This is a genomic window from Deinococcus misasensis DSM 22328, assembly GCF_000745915.1.
GTDB lineage: Bacteria > Deinococcota > Deinococci > Deinococcales > Deinococcaceae > Deinococcus_C > Deinococcus_C misasensis.
In genome coordinates this window covers 100,818-119,507 of the sequence record NZ_JQKG01000012.1, presented here as the reverse complement: position 1 = coordinate 119,507, position 18,690 = coordinate 100,818, and the positions used below count along the sequence as shown (strand labels likewise).

The following is an 18,690-nucleotide window of genomic DNA, read 5'->3' as shown; positions in this document are numbered from 1 at the left end:
CTCAAAAATCATGGTCAACGAGTTGCGCCCGCACCAGAGCATCCATCACTTCTCTGGCATCCTGATGGGCGGTGGGGGCGTCCAGTTCATAGGTGGTTTGCAGCAGTTTGGAAAGCTGATCCAGTGAAGCAGGCAAAGCCAACCAAAGCAGTCTGCCTGAACTGTTCAGGGTGAAAATGTCCTGGGTTTCTGGATTGAGCAGCACCAATTCTTCTTGCAAATCGGTGACCAGAATGTCATCTTTGGGCCTGTACATCACGGCGGATTCTACCACACCCCCTCTGGTGCAACTGTAGAAATGGGCAATGTGGATCACTTTTGTTGTTGTTCACCTGTGGAAAACCAATCAAGTGTGTAAGTAGAATGTCAGCCTTGAGGTGTTTTAATGGTCTCAGAAGATCTAGACTGCATACACCCTGCTGCTGGTTCACCATCTCAAACAGACCACTTGAAGGTTTTCTTGCATGACACAGAGGACAGAGAGGCTAATGTGACCCTGACTGAAAGCAACACCCTCGCTGAAAAAGCACTGGAACAATTGCAGAGTGTGATCCTGGGCAAAGAGTTGCAACTCAAACTGGCCATGGCTTGTTTGCTGGCCCGTGGTCACCTGATGATTGAAGATGTGCCCGGTGTGGGCAAAACAACGCTGGCGCACGCTCTGGCGGCCACACTGGGTCTGGACTTTGTGCGGGTTCAGTTCACCAGTGACCTGCTTCCCTCGGATGTGGTTGGAGCCACAGTGTACGAACGCAACGAAGGCCACTTTCGTTTTCATCGGGGACCAATCTTCACCCAGATTTTGCTGGCAGACGAAATCAACCGGGCCACCCCCAAAACCCAGAGTGCCCTTCTGGAGGCCATGGAAGAAAGACAGGTCAGCATGGATGGACAGACCCATTCCTTGCCAGAGCCGTTTTTTGTGATCGCCACGCAGAATCCTGTTGAGCAAATTGGGACTTTCCCCCTGCCTGAGTCGCAATTGGACCGGTTTTTGCTCACCATCACCCTCGGGTATCCTGATCCCAGAGCAGAACGGGAACTGCTGCTTGGAGAAGACCGTCGGGAGATGATTGGCTCTCTGGCGCCTGTTTTGCGTCCAGACACCTTGCAAGAGGCCCAGCGAAGGGCCTCTGCAGTCCATGTGTCGGGTGCCTTGGTGGATTATGTGCAAGCCTTGCTCAAAGCGACCAGGGAACATTCAGAATTTCAGGCGGGCCTGAGTCCACGGGCCGCTCTGGGTCTCATGGCGGTGTCCAGAGCCTGGGCCTGGCTTTCAGGACGTTCCAGTGTGCGTCCTGAGGACGTGCAGGCTGTGTTTCCAGCGTTGGCGGTCCACCGTTTGATTTTACGTGCCACAGGTCAGCCACATCGGGAGTCTGTGCTGGCTTTGCTCAGAAACACTCCCATTCCATGAAGGTTGGTCGTCCCAGGCCCACCCGGTTTGGATGGGTGTATCTGGCTTTTGGGATGCTCTCTTTGATTGGATGCATCAATTACCAACTCAGTCTGGGTTACTTTTTGTGCTTCTTGCTGCTGTCCATCTGGCTGGGTGCCTGGGTTGAGGCATTCAGAAAGTTGCAAGGGGTCGAGGTGCAGTGCCAGCCTGGCACTCAGGTTTTTGCTGGTCAGGCTTTGCTGGTGCGCGTTGAAGTGCAGCGCACCCCTCAACAAACCGGGATGCAGGTGGTGATCCAGATGCAACAGCAACAGCAAGCCATTTCGCTGGTCCGCCAGACCCACGGGGTGGTTGAAATGCTGCTGGACACCACCCGCAGGGGCTGGATGGATGTGCCGGCTTTCCAGCTGCAGACTTCAGATTTGCTGGGTCTGTTCCGGATCCATGGTTTTTGTGAGGGGATCCCCCACGCTGCATTGGTTTATCCAGCTTTGGAAGATGCGCCCATGCCATTTCCCACCCAGGGCTCGGGAACCGGCACTTCACGGCGTGCAGTGGGTCAGGATGAATACCGGGGTTTGCGCACCTACCAGAGGGGAGACAGTCTGGGCCGTGTTGCCTGGAAACGTGGAGAATTGCCAGATGGCAGTTTGCTCACCAAAGAATTTGAAGGACAACAGGGGCCCTTGCTGACCCTGGACTTCCAGCAACTGCCCTCTCTGGGAACCGAACAAAAACTGTCGCGGCTGGCCACCTGGGTGGTACAAGCGCAAAAGGCCGGCTTGGCTTTTCAGATGTCCATTCCGGGCTTTGAGGCCACCGGCAGTGGAGAACGGCACGTGCAGATGTGTCTGACCCGTTTGGCAGAGCATCAGGAGGCACACCCATGACAGGGGTGTCCCTTTCCCGCGAACCGCAGCCCGAACCTTTGCCGGATCGTCCATTGAGGGCCCTGATGCTGGGTCTGGTGCTGGTGTTTCTGCCTTATTTTCTGGATTTGCCTTTCTGGGTGGTGGGTCTGGCTCTGGGCATGGTGGGTTGGCGATGGATGGCCCTCATCCGACAGTGGCCCTTGCTGCACAACACCTGGCTGCTGCTGATCTTGTTGTTTGCTGGGATTGGCATCTGGCTGGAATATGGCTCTCTGGTGGGACGCGATGGAGGTGTGGCGGTGCTGCTGGTGCTGCTCACCCTGAAACTCAACGAGAGTCGCAAATCCAGAGATGCCCTTCTGTTGATCTTGATGGCATTCTTTGCCCTTTTTGCCATGTATTTTTTCCGACAGGATGTCCTGACCCTGATCTACACGCTGGCAGTGGCGGTTTTCCTGCTGGCCACCACTTTGTTCTGGCAGGTTCGAGAAGGAACGGTTTTGGACCAGTGGCGACCAGCCATGGGGCGGTTTCTTCGGGCTTTGCCTCTGGCTCTGGTGTTGTTTGTGGTGTTTCCCAGACCGGATGGACCGTTGTGGGCCATACCCAACCAGAAAGCCGCCACCACCGGACTGGCAGATCAGGTTTCTCCAGGCACGGTCAGTGAACTGGCCAAAGATGATTCCGTGGCCCTCAGGGCAGAGTTTCTGGACCCGTTGCCACGCAAAGACCAGTTGTACTGGAGGGGGCCGGTCTATGAGCATTACGATGGGCAAGATTGGACCCAACGTCCTGTGTGGCGGAGGATTGCCAACAACCTGCAGATCGAATACCGGGGACGGTTGGTGAGGTACCGAAGCACGGTGGAACCCCACGGTTATCCATGGGTGCTGGCCCTGGACACTTTTGCTGGAGGCAATTCTCAGGTGCGTTACACCTCCAACTATCAGGCGGTCACCCTTCCCATTGCTGTGCGCCAGCGCTTTGAATTGCAGGCGGTTCTGGACTCCACCACTGGACGCAATGAAGACCCAGAGGTGTTGAAATTGCAACTGCAGTTGCCCGAGAACATCAATCCCCGCACGAGGGCTCTGGCTGAATCGTGGAAGGGTTTGCGTCCAGAGCAAAAGGTTCAGGCTGCCCTTGACTTCCTGCGGGGAGGGGGTTTTGTGTACACCCTCAGCCCTCCTTTGTTGAGCGGGCCCAATTCCATAGACGAACTGCTTTTTCAGACCAGGCAAGGTTTCTGTGAGCACTATGCAAGTGCTTTTGGTTTCCTGATGCGGGCGGCAGGGATACCCACCCGTCTGGTGGGTGGCTATCTGGGAGGAACCCCCAATGCAGACGGCAGGTACTTGATTGTGCGACAATCCGATGCCCATGTGTGGAACGAGGTGTGGTTTGAGAATCAGGGTTGGGTCCGGGTGGATCCCACAGGTGCCGTGTCTCCAGCCCGAATCAATGCAGGTTTGGCGGCCAGTCTGCAGGACCTTGCGGCCCTTTCCCCTTTGTTGCGCGATCAGAACTCATGGTGGTCTCAATTCCGTCTGAGGTTGGATGCCTGGCAATTCACATGGGACCAGTGGGTGATCGGATACAACGGAGAACAGCAGAGCCGTTTGTTTGCCCTGCTCGGGATGTCAGGTCTGGTGCTTGGTGGAGCGGTGACGGTTTCGCTCGGGCTTGCCTTGCTGCCTGCAGTGTGGCGTCGTCGGCCTCCCAGAGCACCCCAAACCGATGAAGTGCAGAGGGGCATGGCCCTTTTTGCACAAAGGCTGGGGAAAGCACCTGCACCTTCTGAGCCAGTGGGTGAGTATGCGCTTCGGATGGCAAGTTTGTATCCTGAGCAGGCCAGCGACATTCTGGCCATTGCAGAAAGCTACCAGAATTTGCGTTATGGCCCACCTTCGTCGAAAGAGCAGGTTCAAGCTTTTCTCAGGCAGGTCAGGGCTTTTCGTTTGCAACGGTCAAAATAACGGTCAAAACAAAAGGAAGCCCTGCGTCAACAGGGCTTTCAGGGTTTGATTCATTGTGCTTTGCGAACTTTTTCTTCTTGCTGCTGACGGATTTTTTCCCACATCTGTTGCTCGGTCTGTGCGTTGCGTTTGTGGGCTTTCAGGATGGCATCGTTGCCTTTGACCCCTTTTTCTTCGAGGTCCTTGGCAGTGACGGTTTCCAGATAACTCATGCGAATCAGCTCCATGGGGGTGAGCCCATCGCGGGTGTTTTTGACTTTGCGTTTCTTTTTGAATTCTGAGGAATTCATCTTCAGGACGCTCTGGTTGGACACACTGCTGACCTGACGGTAGATGTCTCCCTCACCCCCATGCTTGGCCACCGTGGACATGAAACGTTTGCGGGATTCCAGGTTGTCCAGTCTGGCGGCCAGCCACCTGCGGTCTTCCGGGTGGGCAGAGCGTTCTGCAACTTCTGAAGCGAGCAGGATGTCACCTTCCAGAAAACGGCGGTAAATGTCCTGTGATTTTTGACGCAGGCGTTTGGCCTCGGGGTGCTCAAGGGTGAACACCAGTCGGGTGAAATCATCTCCAGAGATCATGGCTTCTTTGCCTTCACCGAAATCGGTGTAGCGCAGGGTCAGGTGGTGTTCTTGCTGAAGGCGTTCCAGTGCTTCTGGACTTTGCTCCAGACCCAGCGCGCCCAGTGCATCCAGCGCATGGAATTGTCCGTGGCGGTTGCGCCGGACGGTGGATTTGCCAAGTTTGATGGGTTGCGGATACTGGGGATCAAGACCTAGCTTCATATGAAAATGATACCATAAATTATGCTAAAAGCATAATTTGCATGCATGCAAAATTCAAGAACAAAAGCTGTCCCAGAAAGGTTTCTTCTTGGGTGAATCCTTGGTGAGAAGCCTTCAGAAAGGCTCAAGGACCCTTTGAAGCTGTGCCCTCTGGTTTTTGCATTTGATGGTTTGGTAACCTCCCATCCACCCTGTACAAAAACAGCAAGTCTCCTGTGTATGTTGTTCTGCAAGCAAGGATCATCCAGCAATGGGTTTGCTGGAGCAGGCTCTGGTCCAGAGTTCCTGTTTGGACCAGAGCAGACGCACATCGTCTTCCACCTCTTGCACAGAAGACACAGGCAACCAAACCTGTTCACCCGAGGCATTCAAACGCACTTGGATGTGATCGCTCTGGGCCGATTCCACAAAGCCTCGCAAAATGCCCTGTTTGCAAAGCACCATCATGCCTTGTCGGATGTCATGGTCGGAGGGTCGGGTTGGGTTCATGGCAGGCACCTCCAGTGCAGATGAGGGAACCCGAGCAGGTTCAGTCTGCAAGAGAACTGCCTGAAAACACCACAACAACCCCTGGCTTCATCACCGGCCACAGAGAGAAACAGGCAGCAACAATCTGGTACTTTCAGGGTAACACATCTGCCTCCTTCTGATCTGTCAACAAATTCAGGATTGAACCGGCAACAGTGTAAACTCCATCAAATCCCGCCCGAGGGTGACTTTCCCCTGAAAGATCTCCTGCATGCCTTCCAGATAAGACGCTTCGGCCTCTGGGGTGCGCCGGGGAGCAGGAATGTGGTGGGTGAGCACCAGATGCTTGACCCCTGCTTTCGCGGCAATTTCAGCGGCCTCCAGGGTGGTGGTGTGGTACTTGGCCGGGTTGGTCACCTGAATGGCAAGCTCGGGGTTCTCTGCGGCAATCTGATCCAGCCATTTCTTGTTGTACGCATCATGGACCAGCAGGTCGGCGTTCTGGCTGTGAATCACCATGTTTTCCACAGGACGGGTGTCTCCAGAGACCACCACGGTTTTGCCCCTGTACTCGAATTTCAGCCCGATGCAGGGCTTGACTGGACGGTGATCCACCTCGAAAGCCGTGACTTTGAGCCCATCCTGATCGTACAGTACCCCGTTGTCCGATTCGGTGTATTCGATCAGGGCTCCGTCGGTGTCGGATTTGTTGTAACTGAGCCTCAGGTCAATGTCGTAACCCAGCGCATCATGGTACTTCTGGATGATCTGCCGGGTGTTGGTGGGACCGTACACCTTCATGGCGTTTTTGCGACCATCGATGATGCCCACATGGGTGCGCCAGCTGCTGATGAACAGGTCCAGAAAACCTCCGTTGTGGTCGTAATGGTGGTGGGTGAAGAACACATGCTCGATGCGCTGGGGCATGATGCTGCTCTCGATGAGCTGACGGACCACTTCGCCACCGGAGTCCACCAGAAAGACCTTGCCAGCAGCAATGACCGCCACCGAAGGTTTGGCTGCCCCACGGTACGCTCTGGGCGTGCCGGTTCCGAGGATCACCACAGAGAATTCTTCAGGGTCGATGGAGCGCACGAAGTTGGGTTCAATGAATTCCTGATAAGACATGAAAGCAGTTTATCTGCTCGTGTGGGGTTTCCCACCAGAGGTCCAGTCATGGTGTAGGGTCAGCGCAAAGTCTGACTTGTGGCAGGTCACTTGAAAAAGCGTTCAGCGATCAGCTTTCAGCAAAAAGCTCACCAAAAGGCTTTTGCAAACAGCAAAACAAAAAGACACAAAATGAATCCCACTTAGACGTTCAGTTCAAAAGGCAGCCAGAAAACTGTCCTTATGGCTGACGGCTGACCGCTGACAGCTGATGGCTCTTGGTGTTGGCATGGCCCGACAGCGACTTTGCGCTGACCCTGAGTCATGGTGCTTCAGCCCTCCTTAACAAAGAGAATTTCTGACAGTGTTGGCTTTGTGTGTTGAAGAAACTGCAAGAATGATTCACTGGATGCTCAACACCTTAAAAGTGCATTGGAAAGCCCTGCTGATCTGGTTGCTGGGCATTTTGCTGCCCCTTCTGGGGGTCGGTTTGATTGCAGAAGATTTGCTGGACAAAGAACCCTTCACCTTTGAAGAGCCTTTCATGCGCTGGCTGAACAGCCATTCCACCCCTTTTCTGGACGCTCTGGCCATCACCCTCGGGGTGGTGGGCAGCATCAAGATCATCGGCCCGATCAGTGTCTTGATTTGCGTGTTTGCCCTGCAGCATCGCAGGGCTTATGGGGTTTATTTTTTGCTGTCCACACTGGGTGCAGGTCTCCTCAATGTGATTGTCAAAGTGGTTTTCAATCGCCCGAGACCCCAGTTCTGGGAATGGCTGGTCAATGAACCTGCGGCCAGCTTCCCGAGTGGACATGCCATGTACTCTGCGGCCCTGTCTACAGCCCTGATCGCCCTGCTCTGGCACACCCGTTACCGGCTGCACATGCTGATTCTCGGGGTGCTGTTTGCCGTATCGGTGGGCATCAGTCGCATTTATCTGGGGGTGCACTATCCCACCGACGTGGTTGCAGGATGGGGAGCAGGCATGGCGTGGTCTCTGGCCCTCTGGCGCATCCTCAAAAGCCGCTGGCAAACCCACCCGAGCCGCACCGTGCCTGCCCAACCTGCAACCGCCGATCAGCTTGATCAGGCTTGACGCCAGAGTTCATACTGCCCCAGCTCTCCTTTTTGCCAGCCCAACTTCTGGGCGATGGGGGAAATCAGGTGCTCGGGGAACACCGGGATGGCTTGAAATTTCTGAATCCCTGTGAGGGCAGCGATGGCTTGCAGCAAACGTGTGGCCTGTCCCTGTCTGCGGGCAGGTGCAGCCGTAACCAGTGTGCGCAAATAAGCTTGTTCTCCAGCCAGAGAAACGATGGCCACACTGTCTTGCAATCGAAAAGCTCTGGCTGTGGGGGGCAGGCTGATGAGGGTGTCTGCAGAAATTTGCCAGGGCAAGTCAACCTCTCCATGAAGTCGCAAAAAGGCCACTGCCTCTTGCAGAGGAATGGACTGCAACTCAGGGTTTGCCACAGCAGGCACTTCGCCAGAGTAACCGGGCAGGCTCTGGCGGATTTCAAAGCCGTTCTTGAGGTAAAGCTGCACCGCTTTGATGTTGCTCTGGAAGACCTCCAGAATCAGCAGGTCTTTGCGTTCCAGTGCAGGTTGCATGAAGGCTTCGGTGAGCAGTTGACCCACACCCTGTCCCCGGAACTCGGGGTACACCCCGAGCCCGGCAAGGCGGGTGCGGTTGTCACGTCTGGCGGTCAGGGACAGACCGGCAGGTTGACCGTTCACTTCGGCCACCAGACTTTCGGTCAGGTCAATGTGCTCGGACCGCAGGCGGTAAGCAAACATTTTCAGGTCGTTGGGGATGGGCACCAGATACCCTTGAAAGGCACCCACAAAAATGGCATTGAGTTGCTGCAAAGTGTAATCGGTGGCGGGGCGCAAATTCACTGGGGACATGGGCAAGATTCTGACATGGCAGGCAGGGTGGTGGCTCTAAGCCAAATGGTGCATCTGCCTTAGGCCAAATGGAACACCAGAAGAATTGTGATTGATGGTTTTGATTTCTGAAGCTGATTTTGACAGTTCAAACTTCAAAAGGCGTCGCTTGATGGCAGGGAAAGGGGCAAGACAAAAAGCCTTTTCATTTACCGGTAAAAGAGAAATTCCTGCAATCCGGCGTGATTTTTGGGTTTTGGGGTTGTGAATTGTGGACCGGTAAAGCTGGGTTTGTGGTGGGGGTCTTGAAAACGCTCTCATTGCTCCTTACCATGACTGCATAGCAAAACAATTTTACCGCTAAAGGTCTGTGGTCCTCTGGCGCAGGGTTTCCACATGTGGTGGTCTGGTCTGCAAATTTTACCGGTAAAGTTTTTGGCTCTGTCGTGGGCAGATCATCGTGTCTGCAACATGACACAGGGGAGGAACACGTGAAACGCAAAACCCAAATCATGTTTGGACTCGGGCTCACACTGGCACTGGTGGCGTGCGGAACCAGCACCAAACCCGACACCAAGCCCACCATCACTCTGGATGCCACACCCACCTCACTGCCCAAAGGCGGAGGCAAAGTCACCCTGACCGCCACCGTCAAAGACGACAAAGGCATCAAAAAAGTCGAGTTCTACAATGGCGGTGCAACCCCATTTGCCACCGACACCACAGCTCCCTACAGTGTTGACAGCACCATCACCACCGACACCACCTTCACGGCCAAGGTGTACGACACTGCAGATCAAGTCACCACCTCTGCTCCCGTTTCTGTCACGGTTTCCACCGCGCTCTGGGAAGACAACTTTGATGGTGCAGCCCTCGACACCACCAAATGGGGTTACCAGCTTGGCAACGGTTTCGGCTCTGGTGCCGGATATGTTGCAGGGTGGGGCAACAACGAACTGGAATACTACACCGACCGTGCCCAGAACGTCAGCCTCAAAGATGGCAACCTGGTGATCACAGCCCTCAAAGAGAACTACAAAGGCGATGCCAACGGCACCATGCAGGATTTCACCTGGACCTCGGGGCGCATCCGCACTGCTGGGAAATTCAGCCGCACTTACGGCAAATTTGAGATCCGTGCAAAATTGCCTGCTGGAAAAGGCCTCTGGCCCGCCATCTGGATGCTGCCCGAGGACCAACCAGACAACCCCTACGGCACCTGGGCCGCCAACGGTGAAATCGACATCATGGAAGCCTGGGGCAGCAAACCCGGCAAAGTGGCCCACACCATCCACTACGGGGGCATGTGGCCCAACAACGTCTACTCTGGTGAGGAGTTCGAGTTCCCCAATGCTGGACGCATTGACGAGTGGCACACCTACACCCTTGAGTGGCGTTCCAACGAAATCAAATGGTTTGTGGACGGCAAACTGGCTGCCACCCGCACCCAGTGGTGGAGCTCCAAAGCCAACCCACCCAAGAGCGACGCAGACCTGAACGCCTGGCCTGCACCTTTTGACAAGCCTTTCTACCTGTTGCTCAACCTGGCTGTGGGCGGAAACTTCGATGGCAACCCCGATGCCAACACCCCAACCAAAGCCGAAATGCTGGTGGATTACGTCAAAGTCTGGTCTCTGCCTGATGAAAACCGCAACCCCGGTCCCCGTCCAGACATGACCTACCCATGGACGCCCAAACCTGCACGTCCCCCTCTGGAAGATGGCAACTTGATTTACAACCCTTCTTTCGACTGGGCTGCCAACGATCCACGCATTGACGCCACCACCACCACCCTTGCCGGAGCAGATCAATCGCACTTCTGGACCTCTTACAACACCGACGATGCTGCCATGGCTTTCTCCAACGATGCTGCCAACGGCAAAGCCCTGAAAGTGGACATCACCAAACCTGGCACCGTGAGCTACGGTGTGCAGGTCCGTCAGGACGGCATCAACATCCAGAACCTCAAGAAGTACGAAGTCAGCTTTGACATCTGGGCCAGTGCTGCCCGCAACATCATGGTCAAAGTGGGTGGCGGTCCCGACCGTGGATACGCTGCTTACTCGGGTGAGCAGACCGTGGCTGTGGGCACCACCAAAGAACGCAAAACCCTGAAATTTGACATGCTGGCCACCAGCGATGCTGCTGCAAGACTGGAATTCAACCTTGGCAATGCTGGAACCAACACCGTCTGGATTGACAACGTGTCCGTGAAAGCGGTGGGCGACATCGCCATCCGTCAACCCAAGGCCGATGGCAACCTGATTTACAACGGTGATTTCTCTGCAACCGACCCCGCTGCTCCCGGCATTGGTGGTGTGGCAGGCTCTGACTACTGGTCCTTCTGGGAAAATGGCAACAACGGTGTGGTCAACAGCATTGTGGATGGCAAGTTCAAACTTGCAGTGGCCCACGTGGATCCTGCCAACGACTGGCACATCCAGTTCATGCAGGAAAACGTTCCGGTGTTCTCTGGCAAGTCTTACACCCTGACCTTCACCGGTTCGGCTTCCAAAAACATCAGCGTTCCGGTGATTGTGGGTGAAAAAGGTGGCAGTTACCAGAGGTACCTTGATGCCAAAGCCAACCTGACCACCACACCTCAAACATTCAGCTACACCTTCACTGCTCCAGTCACCAATTACGCTGCCATGCTGCAGATTCTGGAAGCTGTTGGGCAAGCAGGAGACAGTTACGACCTGATCTTTGACGACTTCAAACTGGTTCAGAACCCCTGAGTTTCTCCAGAGCTTCAAAGTCCCGGAACATTTCCGGGACTTTTTGCTGAGGAAAGCCCACCAGAGCTGAACACGATCAAGCCAGAGCATCTCCCATATACAGGTTTTGGATCGGGTGGTGTTTGAGCAAGCAGAAAATGCTTTTTGGGTCTTCAAATTGTGTACAGTAACAATCAGCACAACATCAAGCTTTTTTGTATGCTCCGTTCAATCTCCAGCCTGTTCTGGCAAGCCAATCTGCAAGAGGAATCCCATGACCAAACCTGCCATCACCCTCAGTGAAATTGCCCGCATTGCTGGAGTTTCAAAAATGACCGTGTCCAACGTCATCAATGGAAAGAAAGGCGTGGCAGAGGACACCCGGCAACGCATTCTGGAAGTGATTCAGGAAACCGGATATGTGGCCAACCGTTCGGCCCGCAACCTGGCTTCCGGGCGCACCCGCACCATTGGTCTGGTGGTGCCCAAATTGAACTCCAATTACACCCTGTACATCGGTGAAATTCTGCGTGGTGCTGGGGATGCTGCAGACCGTCAGCACTGGGATTTGCTGGTCTGCACCACCAGCGACGACGAAGAACGGGAACTCCGGCGCATTCAGGCTCTGGCCACTGGCCTTGCCGATGGGATTCTGGTGCTTTTGCCCAGAGCCGAACAGACCTACCTGTCTTTCTTGCAAGACACCCACATTCCAGTGATCACGCTGGACCACGGCCTCATCGAAACCCCTTTGCCTTCCATTGATGTGGACAACCACACCGGAGGCAGGCTGGGCACCCAGCATCTGGTGGACCTCGGGCACAAACGGATTGCTTTTGTGGGTGGAACCTATTCCAGAGCCCATCTGGAACGCCTCTCTGGTTATCAGGAGGTGCTCAGGGAAAACGGTTTGCCCATTGATCCTGACCTGATGGTGCACGGGGACTACTCCCAGCCCAGCGGTTTTCAGGCTGCCGAGCGCTTGCTGGACCTTCCAGAGCCTCCCACTGCCATTTTTGCCATTTCAGACGCCATGGCTTTTGGTGTGATGGAAGCTGCAGGTCGCAGGGGCCTCAGGATCCCCGAGGATGTGTCTCTGGTGGGCTTCGATGACATCCCGATGGCCAACTGGGTGCATCCGCGCCTCACCACCATCCGGCAACCGCTGTACCAGCTTGGAGAAACGGCCATCAACCTGATCATTTCCCTCACCGATGGGGACGCTTTGCCGGGTCAAAGGATGATGCTTCCGGTGGAACTGGTGGTCCGCAACTCCACAGGAAAACCAGAGAAATGAAGGCCAATTTGTTTGACTTTATCTGCCGCAAATGACGTGTCAAAAGTGGAAAAGTTGGAATTTGTGCCTCATTACAAAATCTGAACTGAAGACAACCTGAATGCAACCCTCTGGCTGATAAGGTGACGTCATGGATTGGTTGATTCTCTCAGTGATCATGCTTCTGCTGGTGGCCAGCATTTACCTGTTGTACCGCATCACCAACCCACCTGAACTCCACCAGAGGCCCTCGGTGCACCAGATGAGGCAAGAACGGTACAGTCGGAAAGACCCCTGATTTTGCACACTGCAAACTTCAAGACCCCCTGAAACCTCAGGGGGTCTTTCGTTGATGGTTCAGTCAGGGCTTCAAGAGGCCAGACGCATCAGGAGCAGCACCAGAACGCCCCCTGCAGCAGCGGTGATCAGTCCTGCTGGACGGATTTTCTTGAGGAAAATCAGCAAACCCAGACCGGTCAGGGAAACCAGCGTCAGGAAACCTGCGGAGAGGTCAATCACCCATTTCCAGAGGGGGCTGGTGTCCCGTCCTTTGTGCAGGTCGTTCATGACCGCCACGGCCCCCTGTGCATCCACGTTGACGGTGTATTTTCCGGTGCCCATCTCGATGAAGACATCGGCAGCATAACCGGGTCCATGGAAAGCCACCGAAGCCTGCTGCTCGTCACTCTGGTAACCGTCATCGGCCACACTGCCCTTGACGTTGTGGGTGGCCCGCACGTGTTCCACCACCTTCAGCCAGTTCACCTGATTTCCGGTTTTCCAGCCCTCTGGGAGGGTTCCAGAGTACTCCTGCCGGGTTTCCACGTTGCCGAACACCCAATCGGGATGGTTCAGGGTGATGCCAGTCACCGAGAAGAACAGCACAATCAGCAAACTGAACATCGAAATGTACACGTGCAGCCAGCGGAAAAGGCCATAGGTTCTGGTCTTGAGGGGACGGGCTTTGCGTGCAGCCCCGGTTTTGGCTGGAGGGTTATTTTCTCTTGCGGAGCTCAATGGACACATCCTTCAGCTCGCCATCCGAGCCCAGACTTTGTTTGGCTGGACTGTTGCCGATGGTGACTTTTTTGCGGACCAACTGGTAAGGGCCGTGTTCTCGGGCCTCTTCCACACAGATGTAGTAGTCTCCCTGATCGACCAGCGCTTTCTTGTCGTTTTTGCCGTCCCAGACCACCGTGTACTTGCCTGCATTGCGGGTCGGACTGGAAACAGTGGCGACCAGATCGCCCCCATCTTTGGCCTGACGGGTGGCTTCTCCCTGTGCCCAACGGCGCAGGTCACGCACCCAGCGCATGCCTTTGGCAGAAGTCAGCATCCACAAACTGACCGTGCGCACCGGATAACCGCTCTCGTTCTCGATCCACACCGCCACATAAGGACGGTTGTAACGCCCACCAGAGGGTTGTTCCAGTTCAAAGCTGATGGCCATTTCCAGATCATCGTTGAACTTGCTGTTTTTGGTGGCGCTCTGGGCAAACGCCATGCGTCCTACCAAAAGGGTGGATGCCAGAGCGGCACTGCGGGTCAGGAAGTTTCGGCGGGAAAGGTAACGGGATTTTGGTTCACTCATGGGATCACCTCGGGAAGAAAGGACAGGGAAAGGAGGACGGAGGAAAAAGTTCACGGATCAGGAAGCACATGTTGTTTCCAGAGGGCATTGCTGAAGGCTTGCTGGTCTTCACGAACCAACAGGCATCCCACTCCGGGCAGTTGGTCTGCCAGAGACAGGCTTTCGGCCACGGGAAGCACACTGAAGGCGGTGGCCAGCACATCCGCAGTGGCACTGTCTGATGCAAGCACCGACACCCCCACCACTTCGGAAACCGGCCAACCAGAGGTTGGGTGAATCAGATGGGAATGCCACGCTTCACCCACCTGAAAGCCCCGATGGGTGTTTCCACTGGTGGCAAAGCCCTGGCCTTGCAGCTTCAGGCGGCAAAACGGCGGCAGGTTGTCGGCCTTTGCAAAAGGATGGGCCACATCCACCTGCACCCCCCTGTGCCCGAGGTGCCTCAGGTCCCCTCCGATGTTCACCAGCACCGATTCCACACGGGGACTCTGGAAGGCTTTTTCACAGGCCAGATCCACAATCCTCCCTTTGGCAAACCCATTGAAGTTCAGGGGCAAAGGGGTAAGCTTGCGGGCTTTGTGGCCCTCCGCCTCCCACATGGGCTGGGTGAGTGCGTTCAGGGTCTCCTGAATGGCGGATGGCTCTGGTGGACAGCCCTGTTGTGCTGCGGTTTTCCAAAGCTGGGTCAAAGCATCCACCCCCGGATGAAAAGCCTTTGAGGTCATTTCCATCCAGAACAGACCCTCAGAGAGGAGCCAGAGGAGGTCTTCTGACACATCAAGCCATGTGGCTCTGGAACTTTGCCAGAGGTTCAGTTCACTGTCTGCCAGAAAACGGCTGTAGATGTTTTCCAGACGCTCAATTTCCAGCAGCATCTGGGTTTCTGCAAACCGGGCATCCTTTGCAGAGGGGGCCACAATGTGCAGGTGCAGGTCGGTGCCCAAAACCCCTTCATAATGCTGTTCCAGATGGTGGGTTCTCTGGCGTGAGGTCCACGACCAGCGGTCCAGAAACCGGTTCAACCACAATGATTGTGCAGGTGTGCCCATCGAAACTCCCCCTGAAAAGGCCTGTGCTTCTCAGGGGGAAGTCTAGTTTTCTCGGGTTAAAAAGCGGTTACGGTCATTTCAAGTCCCCGAGAGGGTCTGGTTGCGGCCCCGTGCTTTGGCTTCCAGCAAGAGCAGATCGGCACTGAGCATCCACTTGTTCAGGTCGCCCTGAAGTTGCACGGTTCCCCCGGCCACCCCCACCGAAAAACCCACTGCAAACCCGAGTCGGTCCTGACTGAACAGGCGCATTTTCTGCCGGACGCGGTTCAGGATGCCCTGCGCCTGCTCTGGGGTGCAGTTGTACAGGAACACCATGAATTCATCGTTGCCCCAGCGCACCATGTCGTCTTCGCCACGCAATTGTTTGCGGATCAGGGTGGAGATCAGTTTCAGTGCCCGGTCTCCCACCTCGTGGCCATTCTTCTCGTTGATTTTGCGAAAGTGGTCCAGATCCAGCAGGCACACCGTGACAGGCAATTGCTGTCTGCTGGACAGGCTTTCATAACGGTTCACGATGGCTGGGACGGCCCTCTGGTTGCTCGCTCCGGTCAGGGGGTCCACATTCAGTTGGGCTTGCATGGCGTGTTGCCGTGCTGCGTACTGAATCACGTACTTTGCAGCCTGCACCGAGGTTTCCAGAGCGTGCTGCTGGGCGGGTACCTCGCTGAAATAGAAAGTCACCCGGCAAGAGGGTCTGCCCTCCAGATAAACTTTTTCTTCACGCTGGACGGTGGTGCTCTGGCCCATCAGGAGGGGTTCTTCGGTGTCAAAGCGCAAACCGACCAATTCGGGAACAATGTGCTGGATGTTGTGCAGCAGGCTCTCGGACAGTTCTTCCAGTTGGAAGTTTTGCTGCTGGTTGCGCTGTTCCAGCATGGACAAGAGGGCATTGTTGAAGCTGAGGAATTGCCTCTGGGCCAGTTTCTGGTGGTTGCGCAAGGCCAGCACCAGAGCCCCGATGCCCAGAAACACCCCGTAAAAAATCAGGATGCTGAGGGGTTGTGGCACTTCCTGTTGCTGCACCACCAGCAGCACAAACAATGAAGCGGTGATGGGGGTCAAGCTGTCCCGATGTCGGGCCTCTTCCAGACGCACCCCAGAGGCGAGCGCTGCACAGATCAGGGTGTAAATCAGCAACCCATCTGGAATGGTCCGCTCGGGCTCTACCATGAACGTTTCGGTCAGGTGGGTGATCAAGAGTCCCAGCAAAGCCACAATCCAGATGGACCTGCCCAGACTGGTGCGCCCTTCAATGAACGACTGGATGGAAGGCAGGGCCAGACCCAGCAGCATGAGGTCCAGCACAGGGTACAGCGCGGTCCAGTGGACCTCTGGCAGCAGGGTCAGGGTGGCCAGCACCCCGAGCAGCATCGGCAGGTACACGCTGAGGGCCATGCCAGAGCGCCACTTTTCGTCCTGCCTGAACAGTTGCACCCCCCACAGGCCGTAGGCCAGCAGGTTCAGCAGGTGTCCGACCACCGGAACATCCAGAAAAAAGGCCACCTGAGCCACGCTGAACAGGATCACCCCCAGTTTCCCGAGACCCCAGTTCAGGGTGATGGGGGTGTTCACGAAGGCCACCAGCACCACCAGCAAGGGCAAGGTCCAGAGCCAGCTCTGGTGGTTTCCGGGAAAAGCCAGGCCCAGCCCTCCCAGCACAAACAACCCTGCCCATTTGAAAGTTTGCAGACGGTCTGGATTCAACTTCAGCACAGGGGACCTCATTCTGGAAAGGCTCACGTTTCAGACGAAAAACATCCCGTTTCAGATGTTGTACAGCATAGGCCTGATGGTGTTACCGATTTCTGACAGCTCTCATCTGCCTGTGATTTTTAAACCCAGTGTAGAAAAAATTTTCATTTTTGTGGCCTTTTCCAGAGTTCCCTGTGACAGACAGTCTTTTCTTTGACCGGTTTTTTCAGAGGCTTTGCTTTTTGAAAGGCCCTTGATTTCCATGTCCCAGACACAAATACTGAAGTCAAACATCACAGCAAAACATTTCCGGGAGGTTCCCTCAAACCTTCCAGAGACGGTGTGTTCTTCGAAAAAGATCCACCAGAAAGGATCCCATGAAAAACCAGCTCATCCTGCTTGGCCTCTTGATTGGAACGTCATCCGCACAGGGCCTCAAAGATCTGGCAGCACCGCGAAATCTGGATGTGGGCGCAGCCATCAACATGTTCCAACTCATGGACAACCCCGATTACACCGACATCCTTGAAAAAGACTTCAACGTGGTGGTTGCCGAAAACGCCATGAAGATGGACGCCAGCCAGCCCCAGAGGGGAGAATTCAATTTTGCCCTCGGAGATTTGCTTTCCAGTTATGCCCAGAAGAACAACATGAAACTGCGTGGGCACACCCTGCTCTGGCACGAACAGGTCCCCAAATGGATGACGGACGGCAACTTCGGCAAAGATGAACTGGAAGAGGTCATGAAAAACCACATCCAGACGGTGGCCAGCCATTACAAAGGCAGGGTTTACGCGTGGGATGTGGTCAATGAAGCCATCTCTGACTCGGGAGGCATGAGGGACACCCTGTGGCGCAGAACCCTCGGGGACGATTTCATTGCGAGGGCTTTCCGGTATGCCAGAGAAGCCGACCCCAACGCCAAGCTGTTTTACAACGACTACAACAGCGAAACCATGAACCGCAAATCCAACGACATTTTTGAGATGGTCAAAAAACTCAAGGCCGATGGGGTCCCCATCGATGGGGTGGGCATGCAAATGCACCTGACGCTGGTGGCCCCGCCCAGCATCACGGAAATCCAGCAGAACATGAAACGCCTTGAAGGCCTCGGGTTGGAGGTGCACATCACCGAATTTGATGTGCGAACCACCGGATTCATGGGCACTGTGGCAGAGCGCAATGCAGCCACAGCCAAACTGTACAAAGATGTGGTGAATGTCTGCTTGCAGGCCAAGAACTGCACCACATTCATCGTGTGGGGTGTGACGGACGGGCAATCGTGGCTGAAAGCTGGATCTCCCTTGATGTGGGACGCTTTCTTCAAGCCCAACCCAGCATATTTTGCTGTTCAGGAAGCCTTGCAGGGGAAATGAAAGTTTCGAAAGTCTGACCCATAAGCCAAATGGCCCACGGTGAGCGGTTTCCGGGGGCCATTTGTAAGCAATGGTTCATTTCGAGGGAACGCTTTCAGAGATAATGACCGTAACTTCCAAGTACGCAACACCGGATGGGCGCACAAGGTTTAGATTGTGGGCCTGTTTTATTTGGAAGGTAGAGGAGCAAAGTATGCCAGTAGGTCGAGTCAAGTGGTTTAACGCAGAAAAAGGATTTGGATTCATCGAGCACCCCGGCAACCCCGACGTGTTCGCCCATTACAGTGCCATTAAGAGCCAGGGCTTCCGCAAGCTCAACGAAGGCGACGAAGTTGAATTCGAAGTTGAAGAAGGCCAACGCGGCAAAGGCCCACAAGCCAAAAACATTGTGGTGACCAAAGCTGCCCCCGAGAGCGGCAACAGCCGTCCCCAGCGCCAATCCCGCTGGTAAGCACCTGAAACTTCAAAACCCGGTCTTCAAGACCGGGTTTT

The 18,690-nt window shown here is 55.1% G+C and carries 19 protein-coding genes; 10 read left to right on the top strand and 9 right to left on the bottom strand.

The window, feature by feature from the left end:
- Position 1 precedes the first annotated feature (1 nt).
- A complete protein-coding gene (locus tag Q371_RS09865; RefSeq protein WP_245618316.1) occupies positions 2 to 316 on the bottom strand; it encodes a PqqD family protein in 315 nt (104 codons plus the stop codon).
- Between the two features lie 174 nt (positions 317 to 490).
- On the opposite strand from Q371_RS09865, the gene Q371_RS09860 reads away from it, so the two are divergent.
- Genes Q371_RS09860 through Q371_RS09850 form a run of 3 tightly spaced genes read left to right on the top strand, consistent with a single transcriptional unit; the run spans position 491 to position 4,247 of the window.
- Entirely contained in the window at positions 491 to 1,417 is a 927-nt protein-coding gene (locus Q371_RS09860; protein WP_051963978.1) for an AAA family ATPase, read from the top strand.
- Positions 1,414 to 2,289 carry a DUF58 domain-containing protein gene (locus Q371_RS09855; RefSeq protein ID WP_034339547.1) on the top strand — a complete coding sequence of 292 codons (876 nt, stop codon included), beginning with the start codon at positions 1,414 to 1,416 and terminating at the stop codon, positions 2,287 to 2,289. Before Q371_RS09860 ends, Q371_RS09855 begins: the two co-directional genes overlap by 4 nt.
- Positions 2,286 to 4,247, top strand: coding sequence for a transglutaminase TgpA family protein (locus Q371_RS09850; RefSeq protein WP_051963975.1), 1,962 nt, complete (start codon positions 2,286 to 2,288; stop codon positions 4,245 to 4,247). Before Q371_RS09855 ends, Q371_RS09850 begins: the two co-directional genes overlap by 4 nt.
- A gap of 50 nt (positions 4,248 to 4,297) precedes the next feature.
- Here Q371_RS09850 and ddrC read toward each other — a convergent pair whose 3' ends face one another.
- The 3 genes from ddrC to Q371_RS09835 all read right to left on the bottom strand — a co-directional run bounded on the left by ddrC (position 4,298) and on the right by Q371_RS09835 (position 6,628).
- Positions 4,298 to 5,032 carry a DNA damage response protein DdrC gene (ddrC, locus tag Q371_RS09845; RefSeq protein WP_034339545.1) on the bottom strand — a complete coding sequence of 245 codons (735 nt, stop codon included), beginning with the start codon at positions 5,030 to 5,032 and terminating at the stop codon, positions 4,298 to 4,300.
- A 240-nt stretch (positions 5,033 to 5,272) separates the two neighbouring features.
- Positions 5,273 to 5,521: a DUF2171 domain-containing protein gene (locus Q371_RS09840; RefSeq protein ID WP_157442622.1), complete on the bottom strand. Its 249-nt coding sequence runs from the start codon at positions 5,519 to 5,521 to the stop codon at positions 5,273 to 5,275.
- A gap of 174 nt (positions 5,522 to 5,695) precedes the next feature.
- Positions 5,696 to 6,628 carry an MBL fold metallo-hydrolase gene (locus tag Q371_RS09835; protein WP_034339539.1) on the bottom strand — a complete coding sequence of 311 codons (933 nt, stop codon included), beginning with the start codon at positions 6,626 to 6,628 and terminating at the stop codon, positions 5,696 to 5,698.
- A gap of 376 nt (positions 6,629 to 7,004) precedes the next feature.
- Here Q371_RS09835 and Q371_RS09830 point away from each other — a divergent pair, with 376 nt between their 5' ends.
- Positions 7,005 to 7,706 (top strand): phosphatase PAP2 family protein, encoded by a 702-nt coding sequence (locus Q371_RS09830; protein ID WP_034339536.1) that lies wholly within the window; start codon positions 7,005 to 7,007, stop codon positions 7,704 to 7,706.
- On the opposite strand, the gene Q371_RS09825 is transcribed toward Q371_RS09830, so the two are convergent.
- Entirely contained in the window at positions 7,697 to 8,518 is an 822-nt protein-coding gene (locus Q371_RS09825) for a GNAT family N-acetyltransferase (protein WP_034339533.1), read from the bottom strand. The two genes, Q371_RS09830 and Q371_RS09825, sit on opposite strands and share 10 nt — an antisense overlap.
- 94 nt (positions 8,519 to 8,612) lie before the next feature.
- Here Q371_RS09825 and Q371_RS26930 point away from each other — a divergent pair, with 94 nt between their 5' ends.
- The 4 genes from Q371_RS26930 (at position 8,613) to Q371_RS26925 (ending at position 12,788) form a co-directional block, all read left to right on the top strand.
- Positions 8,613 to 8,765, top strand: coding sequence for a hypothetical protein (locus tag Q371_RS26930; RefSeq protein ID WP_157442621.1), 153 nt, complete (start codon positions 8,613 to 8,615; stop codon positions 8,763 to 8,765).
- Between the two features lie 223 nt (positions 8,766 to 8,988).
- Positions 8,989 to 11,235 carry a carbohydrate binding domain-containing protein gene (locus Q371_RS25580; protein WP_051963973.1) on the top strand — a complete coding sequence of 749 codons (2,247 nt, stop codon included), beginning with the start codon at positions 8,989 to 8,991 and terminating at the stop codon, positions 11,233 to 11,235.
- Positions 11,236 to 11,488: 253 nt separating this feature from the next.
- Positions 11,489 to 12,511 (top strand): LacI family DNA-binding transcriptional regulator, encoded by a 1,023-nt coding sequence (locus Q371_RS09815; protein ID WP_034339530.1) that lies wholly within the window; start codon positions 11,489 to 11,491, stop codon positions 12,509 to 12,511.
- Positions 12,512 to 12,641: 130 nt separating this feature from the next.
- Positions 12,642 to 12,788 (top strand): hypothetical protein, encoded by a 147-nt coding sequence (locus tag Q371_RS26925; RefSeq protein WP_157442620.1) that lies wholly within the window; start codon positions 12,642 to 12,644, stop codon positions 12,786 to 12,788.
- 71 nt (positions 12,789 to 12,859) lie between these two features.
- Here the strand turns inward: Q371_RS26925 and Q371_RS09810 are convergent, their stop codons facing one another.
- From Q371_RS09810 to Q371_RS09795, 4 genes are all read right to left on the bottom strand, one after another.
- Complete coding sequence (locus tag Q371_RS09810) at positions 12,860 to 13,507, bottom strand: PepSY-associated TM helix domain-containing protein (protein ID WP_245618308.1); 648 nt, start codon at positions 13,505 to 13,507, stop codon at positions 12,860 to 12,862.
- Complete coding sequence (locus Q371_RS09805; protein WP_034339666.1) at positions 13,485 to 14,081, bottom strand: DUF2271 domain-containing protein; 597 nt, start codon at positions 14,079 to 14,081, stop codon at positions 13,485 to 13,487. Before Q371_RS09805 ends, Q371_RS09810 begins: the two co-directional genes overlap by 23 nt.
- 50 nt (positions 14,082 to 14,131) lie before the next feature.
- Entirely contained in the window at positions 14,132 to 15,130 is a 999-nt protein-coding gene (locus tag Q371_RS09800) for an FAD:protein FMN transferase (protein ID WP_084571364.1), read from the bottom strand.
- Positions 15,131 to 15,208: 78 nt separating this feature from the next.
- The gene (locus tag Q371_RS09795) at positions 15,209 to 16,843 is read right to left on the bottom strand and encodes a GGDEF domain-containing protein (RefSeq protein ID WP_169743824.1); all 1,635 of its coding nucleotides are present in this window, start codon (positions 16,841 to 16,843) and stop codon (positions 15,209 to 15,211) included.
- Positions 16,844 to 17,199: 356 nt separating this feature from the next.
- Between Q371_RS09795 and Q371_RS09790 the strand changes: the two genes are divergently transcribed.
- Positions 17,200 to 18,198: an endo-1,4-beta-xylanase gene (locus Q371_RS09790; RefSeq protein WP_034339523.1), complete on the top strand. Its 999-nt coding sequence runs from the start codon at positions 17,200 to 17,202 to the stop codon at positions 18,196 to 18,198.
- Positions 18,199 to 18,391: 193 nt separating this feature from the next.
- The gene (locus Q371_RS09785) at positions 18,392 to 18,649 is read left to right on the top strand and encodes a cold-shock protein (protein ID WP_034339520.1); all 258 of its coding nucleotides are present in this window, start codon (positions 18,392 to 18,394) and stop codon (positions 18,647 to 18,649) included.
- Positions 18,650 to 18,690 lie beyond the last annotated feature (41 nt).